12 protein-coding genes are annotated in these 14432 nt (G+C 70.7%); 3 read left to right on the forward strand and 9 right to left on the reverse strand.

All coding sequences use genetic code 11. The features are described from left to right. The first annotated feature begins 55 nt into the window (after positions 1 to 55). Positions 56 to 1252 carry a serine hydrolase domain-containing protein gene (locus tag U4Y91_RS08070; RefSeq protein WP_321804647.1) on the forward strand — a complete coding sequence of 399 codons (1197 nt, stop codon included), beginning with the start codon at positions 56 to 58 and terminating at the stop codon, positions 1250 to 1252. Next, positions 1249 to 2547: an MFS transporter gene (locus tag U4Y91_RS08075; RefSeq protein WP_321804648.1), complete on the forward strand. Its 1299-nt coding sequence runs from the start codon at positions 1249 to 1251 to the stop codon at positions 2545 to 2547. The genes U4Y91_RS08070 and U4Y91_RS08075 overlap by 4 nt, the downstream gene beginning before the upstream one ends. Before the next feature lie 13 nt (positions 2548 to 2560). Here the strand turns inward: U4Y91_RS08075 and U4Y91_RS08080 are convergent, their stop codons facing one another. The 6 genes from U4Y91_RS08080 to kynB all read right to left on the reverse strand — a co-directional run bounded on the left by U4Y91_RS08080 (position 2561) and on the right by kynB (position 10283). Continuing rightward, complete coding sequence (locus U4Y91_RS08080; protein WP_321804649.1) at positions 2561 to 3568, reverse strand: sugar-binding transcriptional regulator; 1008 nt, start codon at positions 3566 to 3568, stop codon at positions 2561 to 2563. A 51-nt stretch (positions 3569 to 3619) separates the two neighbouring features. Next, positions 3620 to 5101, reverse strand: coding sequence for a xylulokinase (xylB, locus tag U4Y91_RS08085; protein WP_321804650.1), 1482 nt, complete (start codon positions 5099 to 5101; stop codon positions 3620 to 3622). A 127-nt stretch (positions 5102 to 5228) separates the two neighbouring features. Further along, entirely contained in the window at positions 5229 to 6623 is a 1395-nt protein-coding gene (gene dalD / locus U4Y91_RS08090) for a D-arabinitol 4-dehydrogenase (RefSeq protein ID WP_321804651.1), read from the reverse strand. 687 nt (positions 6624 to 7310) lie between these two features. Continuing rightward, entirely contained in the window at positions 7311 to 8237 is a 927-nt protein-coding gene (kynA, locus tag U4Y91_RS08095) for a tryptophan 2,3-dioxygenase (protein ID WP_257775616.1), read from the reverse strand. A gap of 92 nt (positions 8238 to 8329) precedes the next feature. Beyond that, positions 8330 to 9586 (reverse strand): kynureninase, encoded by a 1257-nt coding sequence (gene kynU, locus U4Y91_RS08100; RefSeq protein WP_415750451.1) that lies wholly within the window; start codon positions 9584 to 9586, stop codon positions 8330 to 8332. 55 nt (positions 9587 to 9641) lie between these two features. After that, positions 9642 to 10283 carry an arylformamidase gene (gene kynB / locus U4Y91_RS08105; RefSeq protein ID WP_321804652.1) on the reverse strand — a complete coding sequence of 214 codons (642 nt, stop codon included), beginning with the start codon at positions 10281 to 10283 and terminating at the stop codon, positions 9642 to 9644. A gap of 130 nt (positions 10284 to 10413) precedes the next feature. Here kynB and U4Y91_RS08110 point away from each other — a divergent pair, with 130 nt between their 5' ends. Beyond that, a complete protein-coding gene (locus U4Y91_RS08110) occupies positions 10414 to 10914 on the forward strand; it encodes an Lrp/AsnC family transcriptional regulator (protein ID WP_044844460.1) in 501 nt (166 codons plus the stop codon). On the opposite strand, the gene U4Y91_RS08115 is transcribed toward U4Y91_RS08110, so the two are convergent. The 3 genes from U4Y91_RS08115 to U4Y91_RS08125 form a co-directional block, all read right to left on the reverse strand. Continuing rightward, positions 10901 to 11410: a flavin reductase family protein gene (locus U4Y91_RS08115; RefSeq protein ID WP_044844459.1), complete on the reverse strand. Its 510-nt coding sequence runs from the start codon at positions 11408 to 11410 to the stop codon at positions 10901 to 10903. The two genes, U4Y91_RS08110 and U4Y91_RS08115, sit on opposite strands and share 14 nt — an antisense overlap. A 328-nt stretch (positions 11411 to 11738) precedes the next feature. Next, a complete protein-coding gene (locus tag U4Y91_RS08120) occupies positions 11739 to 12404 on the reverse strand; it encodes a hypothetical protein (protein WP_321804653.1) in 666 nt (221 codons plus the stop codon). Further along, on the reverse strand, positions 12401 to 13807 hold the full coding sequence (locus U4Y91_RS08125; protein ID WP_321804654.1) for a selenium-binding protein SBP56-related protein: 1407 nt from the start codon (positions 13805 to 13807) through the stop codon (positions 12401 to 12403). The genes U4Y91_RS08120 and U4Y91_RS08125 overlap by 4 nt, the downstream gene beginning before the upstream one ends. Positions 13808 to 14432 lie beyond the last annotated feature (625 nt).

Raw genomic sequence — 14432 nt, forward strand, 5'->3', positions numbered from 1 at the left:
TCTTCTCGCGCCGGCTCCCTACGATGGGCGTTCCTTCACTGTTCGAGGTCACGCCATGTCATCCCTGCCTGTCACCGCCCGCCGCGCCGAACCGGACGACGCGCTGCGCGACCGGCTCGACGCCGCGCTCGATCGCGCGCTGGCCGATGCGCGCGTGGTCGGCGCGGTCGTGCTGGTCGCCCGCGACGGCCAACTTCGCTATGCGCGCGCGGCCGGTCTGGCCGATCGCGAGGCCGGCACGCCGATGCGCGAGGACGCGCTGTTCCGGCTCGCATCGGTATCGAAGCCGATCGTGACGGCCGCCGCGATGCGGCTGGTCGCAGCGGGGCGCATCGGGCTCGACGAGCCGGTCGCGCGCTGGTTGCCTGCGTTCCGGCCGACGCTGCCCGACGGCACGCCGGCCGACATCACGTTGCGTCATCTGCTGTCGCATACGGCCGGGCTCGGCTATCGCTTCCTCGAAGCCGACGCCGACGGCCCGTATGCGCGTGCCGGCGTGTCCGACGGGATGGACCGCGCGGACCTGTCGCTCGCGGAGAACGTGCGGCGCATCGCCGGCGTGCCGCTGCGGTTCGCACCCGGCACGTCGTGGGACTACTCGCTCGCGACCGACGTGGTCGGCGCGCTGATCGAGGCGGTCGACGGCCGGCCGCTCGCCGAAGCCGTGGCCGCGCTCGTCACGACGCCGCTCGGGATGACCGACACCGCGTTCTTCTCGCGCGACGCCGCGCGCTTCGCGACGCCGTACGTCAGCACGCCGGGTGCGCCGCGGCGGATGGCCGACGACGATCTCGCGCCGGTGTACGACGGCACGGTCGGCATCCGCTTCGCGCCGGCGCGCGCGTTCGACGCGGCCGCGTGGCCGTCGGGCGGCGCGGGAATGGTGGGCACCGCGCGCGACTGCATGACGCTGCTCGATGCGTTGCGCACCGGCCGCGACGGCTGGCTCGCGCGCCGCTGGATCGACGAGATGTCGCGCGTGCAACCGGGCGCGCACGACTTGCCGGACGCGCCGGGATTCGGTTTCGGGCTCGGCTTTTCGGTGCTGCGCGATCCGGCGGCCGCGCAGTCGCCGGAGTCGGTCGGCACGTGGCGCTGGGGCGGTGCGTACGGGCATGCGTGGTTCGTCGACCGCGCGGCCGGGCTGACGGTCGTCGCGCTGACCAATACGTTGTACGAAGGGATGCACGGACGGATCGTCACCGACGTGCGAGACGCGGTGTATGGCGTCGACGACCGGAGCGCGGCATGAGCGAGTGCGTATCCGTTCCCGACCGCGTTTCCGACCGCGTCGCCGACCGCGTCGCCGACCGCGTTCCCGACCGCGCTTCCGACCGCGCCACCGACCGCGTCGCCGACCCTGCGTCCGCTCTGTCCGCACAGGTGCGCGAACGCCTGCCGGTCGCGAACCTGCTGGCGCTCGCCACCGCCGGGTTCATCACGATCCTCACCGAAGCGTTGCCGGCCGGCCTGCTCCCGCTGATGAGCGTCGACCTGCGCGTGACCGAGGCGTTGATCGGCCAGCTCGTGACCGTCTACGCGCTCGGCTCGATCGTCGCGGCGATCCCGCTCGTCGCCGCGACGCGCGCGATGCGCAGGCGCCGGCTGCTGCTCGCGGCGCTTGGCGGGTTCGTCGTGTCGAATGCGCTGACGGCCGCGTCGCCGTATTACGCGCTCACGCTCGCCGCGCGCTTCGTCGCGGGCATGTCGGCCGGGCTGTTGTGGGCGCTGCTGGCCGGCTATGCGAGCCGGATGGTCGACGCATCGCTGCGCGGCCGGGCGATCGCGGTCGCGATGGTCGGCGCGCCGGTCGCGATGTCGATCGGCATCCCGGCCGGCACCGCGCTCGGCGCGATGTTCGGCTGGCGCATCGCGTTCGCGGGCATCACGGTCGCGGCGCTCGCGCTGATCGGCTGGATCCGGCTGCGCGTGCCCGACTATCCGGGGCAGCCTGCCGGCGTCCGCGATCCGGTGCTCGGCGTGATCGCACTGCCCGGCGTGCGGCCGGTGCTGATCGTGATGTTTGCCTATGTGTTGGCGCACAACATGCTGTACACGTACGTCGCGCCGTTCCTTGCGGGCGTGCGGATGGGCGCGCAGGTCGATGCGGTGCTGTTCGTGTTCGGTATCGCGTCGCTGGTCGGCATCGCGCTGACGGGCGCATGGATCGGCGCCGCGCAGCGGCGGCTGACGCTCGCGAGCATCGCGCTGTTCGCGCTTGCGGCGGCGATGCTCGGTGCCGGGTCCGGGATGACGATCGTTTATGCGGGTGTCGCGCTGTGGGGGCTCGCGTTCGGCGGCGCGCCGACGCTGTTCCAGACGGCCACCGCGAACGCGGCGGGCGATGCGGCCGACGTCGCGCAGTCGATGCTCGTGACGGTGTGGAATCTCGCGATCGCGGGCGGCGGCATCGCGGGCGGGATGCTGCTCGGCGCGACGGGCGCGGGCGCGATTCCGTGGGTGCTCGTCGCGTTGCTGGCGGCGGCGTGGCTCGGCGCATGGCGCGCGCGCCGGCATGCGTTTCCGGCGCCGCGCGCGGCCGCGTGAGCGTGCGGCGGCGTCAGGCCGCCTTCGCGTCGAGCGCCGCGCGCGCGCAGGTTTCGTCGGTGACGAGCCCCGACAGCCAGCCGCCGCGCAGCGCGGCGATCACCGCGTCGTGCTTCTTCGGGCCGCCCGCGAACGCGATCGTCGGGCGCTTCGGCGGCGCGTCGAGCGCGACGCTCGTCACGCGCGCGCTCGTCGACACGTCGACGAGCCGGCCCCGCGCATCGATCGGCACACCGAGCAGTTCGGCCACCGCGCCGAGCGCGGTCATCTCGTCGCGTTCCTGTTCGGTGATGAAGCCGTCCTCGTAGAGCGGGCAGTGCGGGCCGATGTTGCCGATCCCGACGAACGCGACGTCGGCCTGCGCCGACAGCGCGTCGACGATCCGGTACAGCCGGTGATTGCACCATTGCGCGCGCTCGGCGTCGCTGTCGGCGAACAGCGGCGCGGGCAGCAGGAAGTGCTTGCCGCCGGTTTTCTCGGAGATGTACTGCGCGACGTCGTAGCGGTTCGACGAGCCGTCGGCGGCGATCGCGCCGACCATCGACACGAGCCGGTGCTGCGGCCGCTCGATCTGCGCGATCTGCGCGACCGCCGCCTTCAGCGTCCGGCCGCTGCTGACGGCGATCACCATCGGCCGCGTCTCGTTCAGGTAGCGCTCCATCACCTGCGCGCCGGCGACCGCGAGCTTGCGGTCGATCGCTTCGGCCGCATCGGCATCGACGGGCACGACTTCGCACATCGCGAGCCCGTAGCGTTTCGACAGCTGGGCGCCGAGCTCGAGGCAGTCGGCGAGCTGGTGATCGACGCGCACGCGGATCAGGTTCTTCTCGACCGCGAACGCGACGAGGCGCTGCGCGACCGGGCGCGACACCTGCAGCTTCTCGGCGATTTCGTTCTGCGTGTCGCCCGCGACGTAGTAGAGCCACGCGGCACGCGTGGCGAGATCGAGTTTTTCTGAGGACTTGGACACGATAGCGGTTCGGTTCGGATCTGGGCCGGCCGTCGGGCGGCGCAACGGCATCCACTGTAACGCATGCGGGGCGCGCGGCCGACGGCCGCCATGCGTCGCCGCTTACGCGAGCCGCGCGCGCGACGGTTCGTAAAGCGGGCGTACGTGGCGATACAGCGCGCGGAACGCGTCGAGGCGCTCGCGCAGCAGCGCATGACGCGCGGCGTCGGGCACGTATTCGGCGCGCACCGGCGGCTTGGTCAGCACGACCTGCGGATCGCCGCCGACGGCGAGCCAGCCCAGCCGCGCGGCGCCGAGTGCCGCACCCGTTTCGCCGCCGCCGTGCTGGCAGGTGCGCACGTTCAGCGCGTCGGCGATCAGCTGCGCCCAGAACGCGCTGCGCGCGCCGCCGCCGATCAGCGACAGCCGGTCGGTTTCGACGCCGGCCGCGTGCAGCGCGTCGAGGCCGTCCGCGAGGCCGAGCGTCACGCCTTCGAGCACCGCGTAGCCGAGATGCGCGCGCTCGGTCGCATGCGTCATCCCGAAGAACACGCCCTGCGCATACGGATCGTTGTGCGGCGTGCGTTCGCCGGACAGGTAGGGCAGGAACAGCGGCGCCGTCGCGAGCGCGTCCGCGTCGAGCGCCGCGATTTCGGCGAGCAGCGCCGGCTCGTCGGTGCCCGTCAGCTTGCAGACCCAGCGCAGGCAGCTCGCGGCCGACAGCACGACGCTCATCAGTTGCCAGCGATCGGGAATCGCGTGGCAGAACGCATGCACGGCCGATGCCGGATTCGGCATGAAGCGGTCGCCGACCACGCTCAGCACGCCCGACGTGCCGAGCGACACGAAGCCGTCGCCCGCGTGGATCGCGCCGATGCCGAGTGCGCTCGTCGCGTTGTCGCCGCCGCCGCCCGCGACCACGACGGCCTCCGACAGCCCGAGTTCGCGCGCGACGTCGGCGCGCAGCGTGCCGGACGGCGCATTGCCTTCGACGATGCGGGGCATCTGGTCGCGCGTCATGTCGCACGCGGCGAGCAGCGCGTCGGACCAGTCGCGGCGCGCGACGTCGAGCCACAACGTGCCGGCCGCGTCGGACGGATCGGACACCTTCGCGCCGGTGAGCCGGAAGCGCAGGTAGTCCTTCGGCATCAGCACGCAGGCCGTTGCGGCGAACACGTCGGGTTCGTGCTTCGCGACCCACAGCAGTTTCGGCGCGGTGAAGCCGGGCATCGCGAGGTTGCCGGCCAGCGCGTGGAGATCGGGCGCGCGTTCGGTGAGCAGCGCGCATTCGTCGGCGCTGCGCATGTCGTTCCACAGGATCGCGGGGCGCAGCACGCGATCGTCGCGGCCGAGCAGTACCGCGCCGTGCATCTGGCCGGACAGGCCGATCCCGCGCACCTGCGCGAAGGCCTGCGGATGCCGTTCGCGCAGCGCCGCGAGCGCGGCGAGCGTGCCTTGCCACCAGTCGTCCGGATGCTGTTCCGCCCAGCGCGGGTGCGGCCGCGACACGCTGAACGGCGTGCCGGCGGTGCCGACCACGGTGCCGTCCGGAGCAAGCAGCAGCACCTTCACTTCCGAGGTGCCGAGGTCGATGCCGAGATACATGAGCGATCCGTTCCGTCAGTGAGGAGCCGCTACTTTAGCCGCACGCACGCGCGCCTGCCAACGCAGGTTCGCCCGGATGCGCGGCCGCTCGCGGGCGGCCGGCTGCGCGGCCGCGGGCCGCCGCGCGTCAACGCTGCGCGAGCCATGCGTCGACGCGCGCGAGCCCGGCGCGCAGCGCGTCGAACAACGCCGCGTTGCCGGCGAGCGAGCCCCACAGCGCGCGGCTCGCGCACAACGCGACGACCGGGTCGTCGGCCTCGACGATCGCCCGCGCGGCGCCGTCGTCCATCACGCCGTCCTGGTACGCATACGGCAGCAAGCCGCGCGCCCAGCGTTCGAGAAAGCGCAGGAACAGCGCCGGCAGCACGGCGGTGGCGACCGGCGCCGCGCCGCGTGCGAACGATTCGACGAGCGTCGGCGCGATGAAGCCGGGAATCTTCGAGAAGCCGTCGGCCGCGACGCGCTGGTTCGTGTCGAGCACGTACGGATTGCCGAAACGTTCGAGCACGACGTCGCGGTAGCGTTCGAGGTCGAGCGGGCTCGGGCTGAGACACGGGATCACGTCCTGCGTCACGTAGTCGTGCGCGAAGCGGCGGATCGCCGCGTCGTGCGTGCCTTCGTGGATGTACGTGTGGCCCGCGAGCGTGCCGGCCCATGCGATGCAGCTGTGCGTCGCGTTGAGGATGCGGATCTTTGCTTCCTCGTACGGATGCACGTCGTCGACCAGTTCCGCGCCGGCCAGCTCCCAGCGCGGCCGGCCCGCCGCGAAGCGGTCCTCGATCACCCACTGGATGAACGACTCGCCCATCACCGGACACGCGTCGTCGACGCCGGTTGCCGCGCGCACCCGTTCGCGCACGTCGGCGGTCGGGCGCGGCGTGATGCGGTCGACCATCGCGCTCGGTGTCGCGACGTTTGCTTCGAACCACGCGAGCAGATCGGCTTCGCCGCGCCGTTCGAGGAATTCGCGCATGCCCGCGCGAAAGCGCGCGCCGTTGTTGCGCAGGTTGTCGCAGCTCTGCAGCGTGAGCGGGCCCGCGCCGCGTTTCGCGCGTTCGGCGAGCAGCGCCGCGAGCGCGCCGTACAGCGTCGTGCGCGCGCCCTGCAGGTCGGCCGCGAGATCGGCGTTCGCGAGGTCGAGCCGGTCGTGTTCGTCGAGGTAGTAGCCGCCTTCGGTGACGGTGAACGACACGATCCGGCACGCCGGGTCGGCGCCGGCGTCGATCAGCGCGGCGAGATCGATCGACCACGGCAGCACGCGCGAGATCGCGCGGACCGTCTCGTACGCGCGCTCGCCCTGCGGCGTGACGGTTTCGAGCGTGTAGGCGCCGTGCTGCGCGGCGAGCGCGTCCATCGTCGCGCGCATGTCGTCGCGGATGTTGCCGACGGTCAGCGACCAGCGTTCGTCGGCCGGTACGGCCGCATTCACGCGATGCAGATACCACGCCTGGTGCGCGCGGTGGAACGAGCCTGCGCCGATGTGCAGCAGCACGGGCGCGTGGGCGGAGGGCGATTCGCTCATCCGGTGTCTCCTGTTCGTGCCAGTTTTTCCTGTCGAATACGATCATTTGCTCTTTGTGTGAGCGAATGATCGTATTCGGGCGAGCGAAAGTCAAGGCGCGGACACGGCATTTCGATGGTGCGCTGCGGCGGCGCGTGGACAGGGCGGAAGCGGGGGTGGAAGGTGGAAGGAGGAAGGAGGAAGGAGGAAGGAGGAAGGAGGAAGGAGGAAGGGGGAAGGTGGAAGGTGGAAGGCGGAGGGCGGAGGGCGGACGGCGGAGGGCGGAGGGCGGAGGGCGGAGGGCGGACGGCGGGAGGCGTCAGCGTCCGTCGTGCATCGATGCGACGAGTTCGTCGAGCAGCGAGCTTGCCGACCGGCCCCGGCAGGATGCCGAGGCGCTGTCGGAACGCGGTGAGCGTGCGCAGCGGATGGTGCGGTGCCGCAACGATATGGCGATATGCCGGCGATCGTCCCGTCGGCACGTCGGCACGTCGGCGCGTCGGCGCGTCGGACACGCGGCGACCTCGTCGGCGTCGGATCCGTGCGCGGACGGCGCGAGACCGATCCCGTGCGTGCCCGGCCCTTGCGCGCGCCGGCCGCGCAGGCTGCGGCGGCACATTCCGCGGCTCGCGCACGAACGCGCGTTGCCGCGCGAAGGGGAGGCGCTGGCCCGCACGTCGTCGTGACGCGCGGGCGCGAGGCGTTGCGTTACAGCGTGGTGCGCACGTGCCAGAGCTCGGGGAACAGCACGACGTCGAGCATCTTGCGCAGATACGGCGCGCCGCTCGTGCCGCCGGTGCCCTGCTTGAAGCCGATGATGCGCTCGACGGTCGTCACGTGACGGAAGCGCCACTGGCGGAACGCATCCTCGAGATCGACGAGTTCCTCGGCCATCTCGTAGAGCTCCCAGTGCTGCTGCGGGTGACGATAGACCTCGAGCCATGCGGCCTCGACCGTTTCGTCGTGACGCATCGGCTGCGTCCAGTCGCGCTCGAGCCGTTCGGGCGCGATCGGGAAGCCGCGCCGCGCGAGCAGGCGCACGACCTCGTCGTAGAACGACGGCGCCTCGAGCGTCGCGCGCACCTGTTCGAGGATGTCGGGCCGGTGCGCATGCGGCTGCAGCATCTGCGCGTTCTTGTTGCCGAGCAGGAATTCGAGCTGCCGGTACTGGTACGACTGGAAGCCCGACGACTGGCCGAGATACGGCCGCATCGCCGAATACTCGGACGGCGTCATCGTCGACAGCACGTTCCACGCCTGCACGAGTTGCTCGAGGATCCGCGACACGCGCGCGAGCATCTTGAACGCGGGCGGCAGCGCGTCGCCGCGCACCGCGTCGAGCGCGCCGCGCAGCTCGAACAGCGCGAGCTTCATCCACAGCTCGCTCGTCTGATGCTGGATGATGAACAGCATCTCGTTGTGATCGGGCGACAGCGGATGCTGCGCGTCGAGGATCGCATTCAGCGACAGGTAGTCGCCGTAGCTCATCGACTTCGAGAAATCGAGCTGCGCATCGTGCCAGCCGGCTTGAGCGGTGGCTTCGCCGGGCACGTGCGGCGCTTCATGAGCCGGTTGGGCCGCGCGTGCGCCCGAGAACGGGCAGCCCGCCGGCGCATCGTCGCCGGGTGGCTGAATATGACCAGAATTCACGACTTTCTCCAGATTGGAATGACGGGGCGCGGCGCGCAATCCGCACGTCGGGGCGGCGCGCGCCGGGCAGGAAGCGGTCAGGTCACCGCGCCGCGCTCGGCGAACTCGGGCGCCTTCCACGCGTCGGTGGCGAGGATGTCGCGCAGCGTCTCGACGGCATCCCACACGTCGACGAAGCGCGTATAGAGCGGCGTGAAGCCGAAGCGCAGCACGTAAGGCTCGCGGTAGTCGCCGATTACGCCGCGCGCGATCAGCGCCTGCATCACCTCGTAGCCGTGCGGATGCTCGAAGCTCGCCTGCGAGCCGCGCTGGTGATGCGCGCGCGGCGTGACGAGCTTCAGCGACAGGCCCGCGCAGCGCGTTTCGACGAGCGCGATGAACGCGTCGGTCAGCGCGAGCGACTTGCGGCGGATCGCGTGCATGTCGGTCTGCAGGAACACGTCGAGCCCGCATTCGACCATCGACATCGACACGATCGGCTGCGTACCGCACAGGAAGCGCGCGATGCCCGGATCGGGCGCGAAGCCCGGCTGCATCGCGAACGGCGCGCGGTGGCCCCACCAGCCCGACAGCGGCTGCGAGAAATGCGCGAGATGGCGCTGCGGTACCCACACGAACGCCGGCGAACCGGGGCCGCCGTTCAGGTACTTGTACGTGCAGCCGACCGCGCCGTCCGCGTGCGCGCCGTTCAGGTCGACCGGCACCGCGCCGGCCGAGTGCGCGAGATCCCACAGCATCAGCGCGCCCGCATCGTGCACGAGCTGCGTGACGGCCGGCATGTCGTGCATGTAGCCGGTGCGGTAGTTCACGTGCGTGATCATCGCGACGGCCGTATCCGCGCCGAGCGCGTCGGGCAGGTCCGCCGGATCGTCGATCAGGCGCAGCTCATAGCCGCCGCCGAGCTGTTCGATCAGCCCTTGCGCGATGTACAGGTCGGTCGGGAAGTTCGAGCGCTCCGACACGATCACGCGGCGCTCCGGCGCGCGTTCGGCCTGGTGGCGCAGCATCGCCGACAGCAGCTTGAACAGGTTGATCGAGATGGTGTCGGTCACGACGGTCTCGCCGGGCGCGCCGCCGATCAGCGTCGCGAGCTTGTCGCCGAGGCGGCGCGGCAGCGCGAACCAGCCGGCGGTGTTCCAGCTGCGGATCAGGCCTTCGCCCCATTCGGCGCCGATCACCTGTTGCGCGCGGGTGGCCGATGCGCGCGGCTGCGCGCCGAGCGAGTTGCCGTCGAGATAGATCACGCCGTCGGGCAGCGCGAACTGGTCGTGCAGCGTGGCGAGCGGGTCGTCGCGGTCGAGGGCGAGCGCGTCTTCACGGGTCTTGATGATCATGATGTCGGGTCAGTAGTTCGCGGGTGAATGGTCCGCGGGTCGATGGTTGGATGAATCAGGAGGACCGGCCGGGCAGCGCGCGCAGCACCGCACGCACGGGGCTCGCGTCGAGCGTCGCGAACTTCAGCGGCAGCGCGATCAGCTCGTAGTCGCCGGGCGGCACGTCGTCGAGCACGATCCCTTCGAGGATCGCCATCCGGTGCGCGCGCACGCGGTGATGCGCATCCATGGTCTTCGATTCCTGCGGGTCGAGCGACGGCGTATCGATGCCGATCAGCTTGACGCCGTGCGCGGCGAGCAGGTCGACGGTCTCGGGCGCGACCGCGCAGAAGCCGCTGTCCCATTGCTCGACGCTGGCGCGCGCATAGGTGCGCAGCAGCACGCGCGGCGGCACGCCGGCGAGCGCGGCCTCGAGGTCGGCCGGGCGCACGACCGGCGACGCGCCGATGCAGTGGATCACGCGGCACGGGCCGAGATAGGTGTCGAGCGGCACCGCGCCGATCGGCGCGCCGTCGGCATCGTAGTGGAGCGGCGCGTCGCAGTGCGCGCCGGTATGCGGCGACAGCGTCAGGCGCGCGACGTTGACCGGCGAGCCGGCCTCCATCCGCCAGACGCGTTCGACGGAAACCGGCGTGTCGCCCGGCCACACGGGGGTGGCGGGGCTGACGGGCGGCGAGATGTCCCAGAGTGTGTCCATGGCATGACGAGTCGGTGAATCGATGCTTCGAATGATAGGTGGACGCTCGCAGAAAGTGCTTGCGAAATAAACATGGACAATCCGCCCGATTGGCAGATAATTCGACTCAGAGGGAAAACGGGGACCAAAAATGCACGCGATCACGCTCGATGCCACCGACTGCCGGATTCTGGCGGTCCTGCAGGAAGAGGGCAGAATCAGCAATCTCGACCTGGCGGAACGTATCTCGCTTTCGCCATCCGCCTGTCTGCGCCGGATGCGCCTGCTCGAGGAGCAGGGCGTGATCGAGCACTATCGCGCGTGCCTGAGCCGCGAGAAGCTCGGCTTCGAGCTCGAGGCGTTCGTGCAGGTGTCGATGCGCAACGAAGAGAATCAATGGCACGAGCGCTTCGCGGAGGCGCTGCGCGAATGGCCGGAGGTGGTCGGCGCGTTCGTCGTGACGGGCGAGAGTCACTACCTGCTGCGCGTGCTCGCGCACAACCTCAAGCACTATTCGGATTTCGTGCTGAACCGGCTCTACAAGGCGCCGGGCGTGATGGACATCCGTTCGAACATCGTGCTGCAGACGCTGAAGGACGAAGCGGGCGCGCCGGTCGGGCTGGCGCGCATGGGGGCGATCAAAGCGGTGTGAGGCCGTGGAAGCCGCCGCCGTGGAACACGAGCGGCGGAGCGGCATCCGACACGGCACGCACGCCGCAGCGTTCCACTTCGCCGACGAAGATCACATGGTCGCCTTCGTCGTAGCGGCTGCGGTTGTGGCATTCGAACCACGCGAGCGCACCGTCGAGCACCGGCATGCCTGAGTTGCCGGCCGCGTGCGCGATCCCTTCGAAGCGGTCGCCCTTGTAGGTCGAGAAGCGCTTGCACAGGTCGAGTTGCGACGCCGCGAGCACGTTCACCACGTAATGGCTGTTGCTGCGGAACACCGGCGTCGACGCCGATTTGTGCGCGAGGCTCCACAGCACGAGCGGCGGATCGAGCGACACCGAGTTGAACGAGCTCGCGGTGATGCCGATCAGCTGCCCGGACGGCGCACGCGTCGTGATGACCGTGACGCCGGTCGCGAACTGGCCGAGCGCCTGGCGAAAGGCGGCCGAGTCGAAATCGGGCGGGGTGGCATGCTTCATCGGGCGGCCATCCGGATCGAAACGGACAAGCGCGGCGCGCGGCGGGTGCGGGAGGCGCGGCGGACGAAAGGCAGCAAGGCCAGGGCGGTCGGTCGGGAAGTGGTGCGCATGGCGCGATTTTAGCGGAATCGCGACCGCCGGGCCCGTGCGGACGGTGCATTGCGGGGCCAGCGTGAGATAGCGAACACAGTCGCGCGGCGCGGCGATCGGGCCGGCGGCGGCGTTTCTGGCGCGTTTTATCGCGCGCGGTCGGCGGCGCGCCCATGCGGCAGGCCATCCGCCACGCCATGCATCACGCGCGACCGCCGCGGCAGCCGCCGGGCGTGCGCTACCGCGCCGCCGCCAGCCCGAGCGACAGCGCACCCGTCAGGATCAGGCTCGACGCCCACACCGCATCGAGGTTGAACCAGCTCCGTGCGACGAACTTCAGCCCGAGATAGCGGTACACGAGCCACGCGAGCACACCGCCCGTGCCGATCATCGCGGCCGCGTGCACGGCCGCGACGACGAGCGCCATCCCGAGATGCGCGTCGACGAGCGTGGCCGCCGCGCGATGGCCGGTGTCCGTGTCGAGCCCGCAAAGCCCCAGATAGATCGGCACCAGCATCAGCCCGGCGCCGTGCGCGAGCGCGACCGCGAACGACCACAGCCCGAGCCGCGCGGGCGGAATCCGCGCGAGCGCACGCGGGTGGCGCCGCCGGATCAGCAGCACCGCGCCGAAGCCGATCACGAGCGCGCTCGCGCCGATCCGGATCGCCGTCTGCCACGCGAGCAGCGCGGCGAGCAGCCCGAACGGCAGCATCACCATGAATACCGCGAGCGCATGGCCGAGCGCGAGATAGCCGAGCGCCGCGACGAGCGCGCCGCCGCGGCGCGTCATCAACGCGTTCGACACCGCGAGCGGCCAGCCCATCGCCGGATTGAGCCCGTGATAGACGCCGCTCGCGAGCACGGCCGCCCACAGCGCGAGCGGCGCGGAGAGGCCGGCGCTCAACGCTTGACCGACGGATAGCAGAACGAGTCGGTCGAGCAGTCGCCGCCTTCCAGTCGGATCTGGTGCGCGCGATAGCCGTCGGGGAACTCGACCCAGTAGTCGTCGGCGAGCGTCAGCCCGCCGTCCGGCCCCGCATGCGCGAGCACCTGTGCGGCCGGCACGCCGTCCGGATAGAACTGGTCGTCCCACGTCGAGTAGAGCGAGTTGGTCCAGTACACGCGCCGGCCGTCGCGGCTGATCTCGACCATCTGCGGGCCGCCGGCGAACGCGCGGCCGTTCGAGTGCGGCGCGCGGCGCACGATCCCGCCGATGCGCACCGACCCCGCGAGCACCGGGTGATGCGGATCCGACACGTCGTACTGACGCATCTCGCCCGTGCCCCAGCACGATACGTACAGGAAACGGTCGTCGAGCGACAGGTCGATGTCGGTCACGAGCGGCGGCACCGCGCCGAATCCCTGGAGCAGCGGCGGCAGTTCGTCGGCGGCGGCCGGCTCGGGCGGAATCGTCGCGGTCTTCTCCACATGGAACTGGCCGTCCTCGCGCCACCAGGTCCAGATCGACCCTTCGAGATTGGTCGTGTCGACCACGACGCCGACGAACCCGTATTCGCGCACCGGATCGTGCGCGGGCCGCACTTCGAGCGCCATCTGGTGCTGCGCGCCGAGATCGATCGTCTGCACGTTTCGCCGCGCGCGCAGGTCCCAGAAATGCAGCCGGTGGCCGTAGCGGTTCGCGAGCAGGTCTTCCGGCACGATGCCGTTCTCGAATTGCGGCGGCAGCGCCCATTCGCTCGACACCATGTAGTCGCGCGGCAGGTTCCACCAGAAGTCGTAATGCTTGTCCTGCGGGCCGCGGTCGATTTCCCAGCGGCCGAGCACGTCGAAGGTCTCGCAGTCCATGATGAAGATGCCGGGCGCGCCGTCGGTGCCGTCCGGGCCCGCACCGCCGAGCGTGCTCACGTAGATGCCCTCGGGGCCGCAATGAACCGTGTGCGGCCGCGAATAGCCGGTCTTCGCGAACACCTCGCCGGGCTCGATGATCTTGTGGATGCGCGCCTGCGTCGGGTGCGGCTTCGTGTCGATCACGTAGATCCGCGACGAGCGCAGGCCCGGGATGATCAGGTAGCGGCGCTCGAGAAACGCGTGACCGGTCAGCGGCGACAGCGACGACGAGCACGCATTCCAGCCGAAGTGGTGGAATTCGTCGCCGGCGTTCGGCATCGTCACCGTGTGCACGATCTTGCCGTAGGTCGCCGAGCCGGGTTTCACGTCGATCACGGCGAGCGCGTCGGGCCTGGAAAAATCGGGGCTCAGCAACAACGTATAGGCAAATTCCTCCGCCGGCGCCTGCATCGCAAGTTCCGGCGAAGCGTGAAAGGTCGGGTCAGGCCGCATGCTCATCGTGGTGCCTCTCTCGGTTGTATCGGATCACGGGCGCACGGCCGTTCACTGCGGGCGTGCGGGTCGAACAGGTTGCGTGACGGGAATGCACCGGCGGTTGCGCGCGATTGCAGGACGCGCGGTGCGGTGCGTCAGGTCGGGAAAGCGGGGAAACGCGGTGCGCCGGATCGTCGCGCAGGCGGCGCAACGGGCGCACGGTGAGGCGAGGGTGCGTTGAACGCGACGGCGCGCGGGGCACCGGCGGTCAGGCCCGTCATGCGGGTGATTTCTGCTGAGGCGTGCATATCGATGTTCCGGCAGATGTTGTTGGCATCAGGGCGGGCATGCATCGGACGCTGCGTGCGGCCGGACGGTGTGCCGTCGCGGCGAAGCGTGCCTAAGTGTAGTCGAGAAACGCGCAGCCGGTGGTGCGCGGCGCGCATGCGGTTCTGCCGGATTCGCGCGCGAGTGAGATACTTGAACGCTGCCGCTGCCGCTGCCGCTGCCGCTGCCGCTGCCGCTGCCGCTGCCGCTGCCGCTGCCGCTGCCGCTGCGCGCCGGGCAACCGGGCAGCAACCGGGCAGCAACCGGGCAGCGGCGATAAGGACCGGCGGCGCCGGCGCGCGCCTGCGTGCCGGCCGCCGTC

This window comes from Burkholderia sp. BCC1993, assembly GCF_905339865.1.
Classification (GTDB): Bacteria; Pseudomonadota; Gammaproteobacteria; order Burkholderiales; family Burkholderiaceae; genus Burkholderia.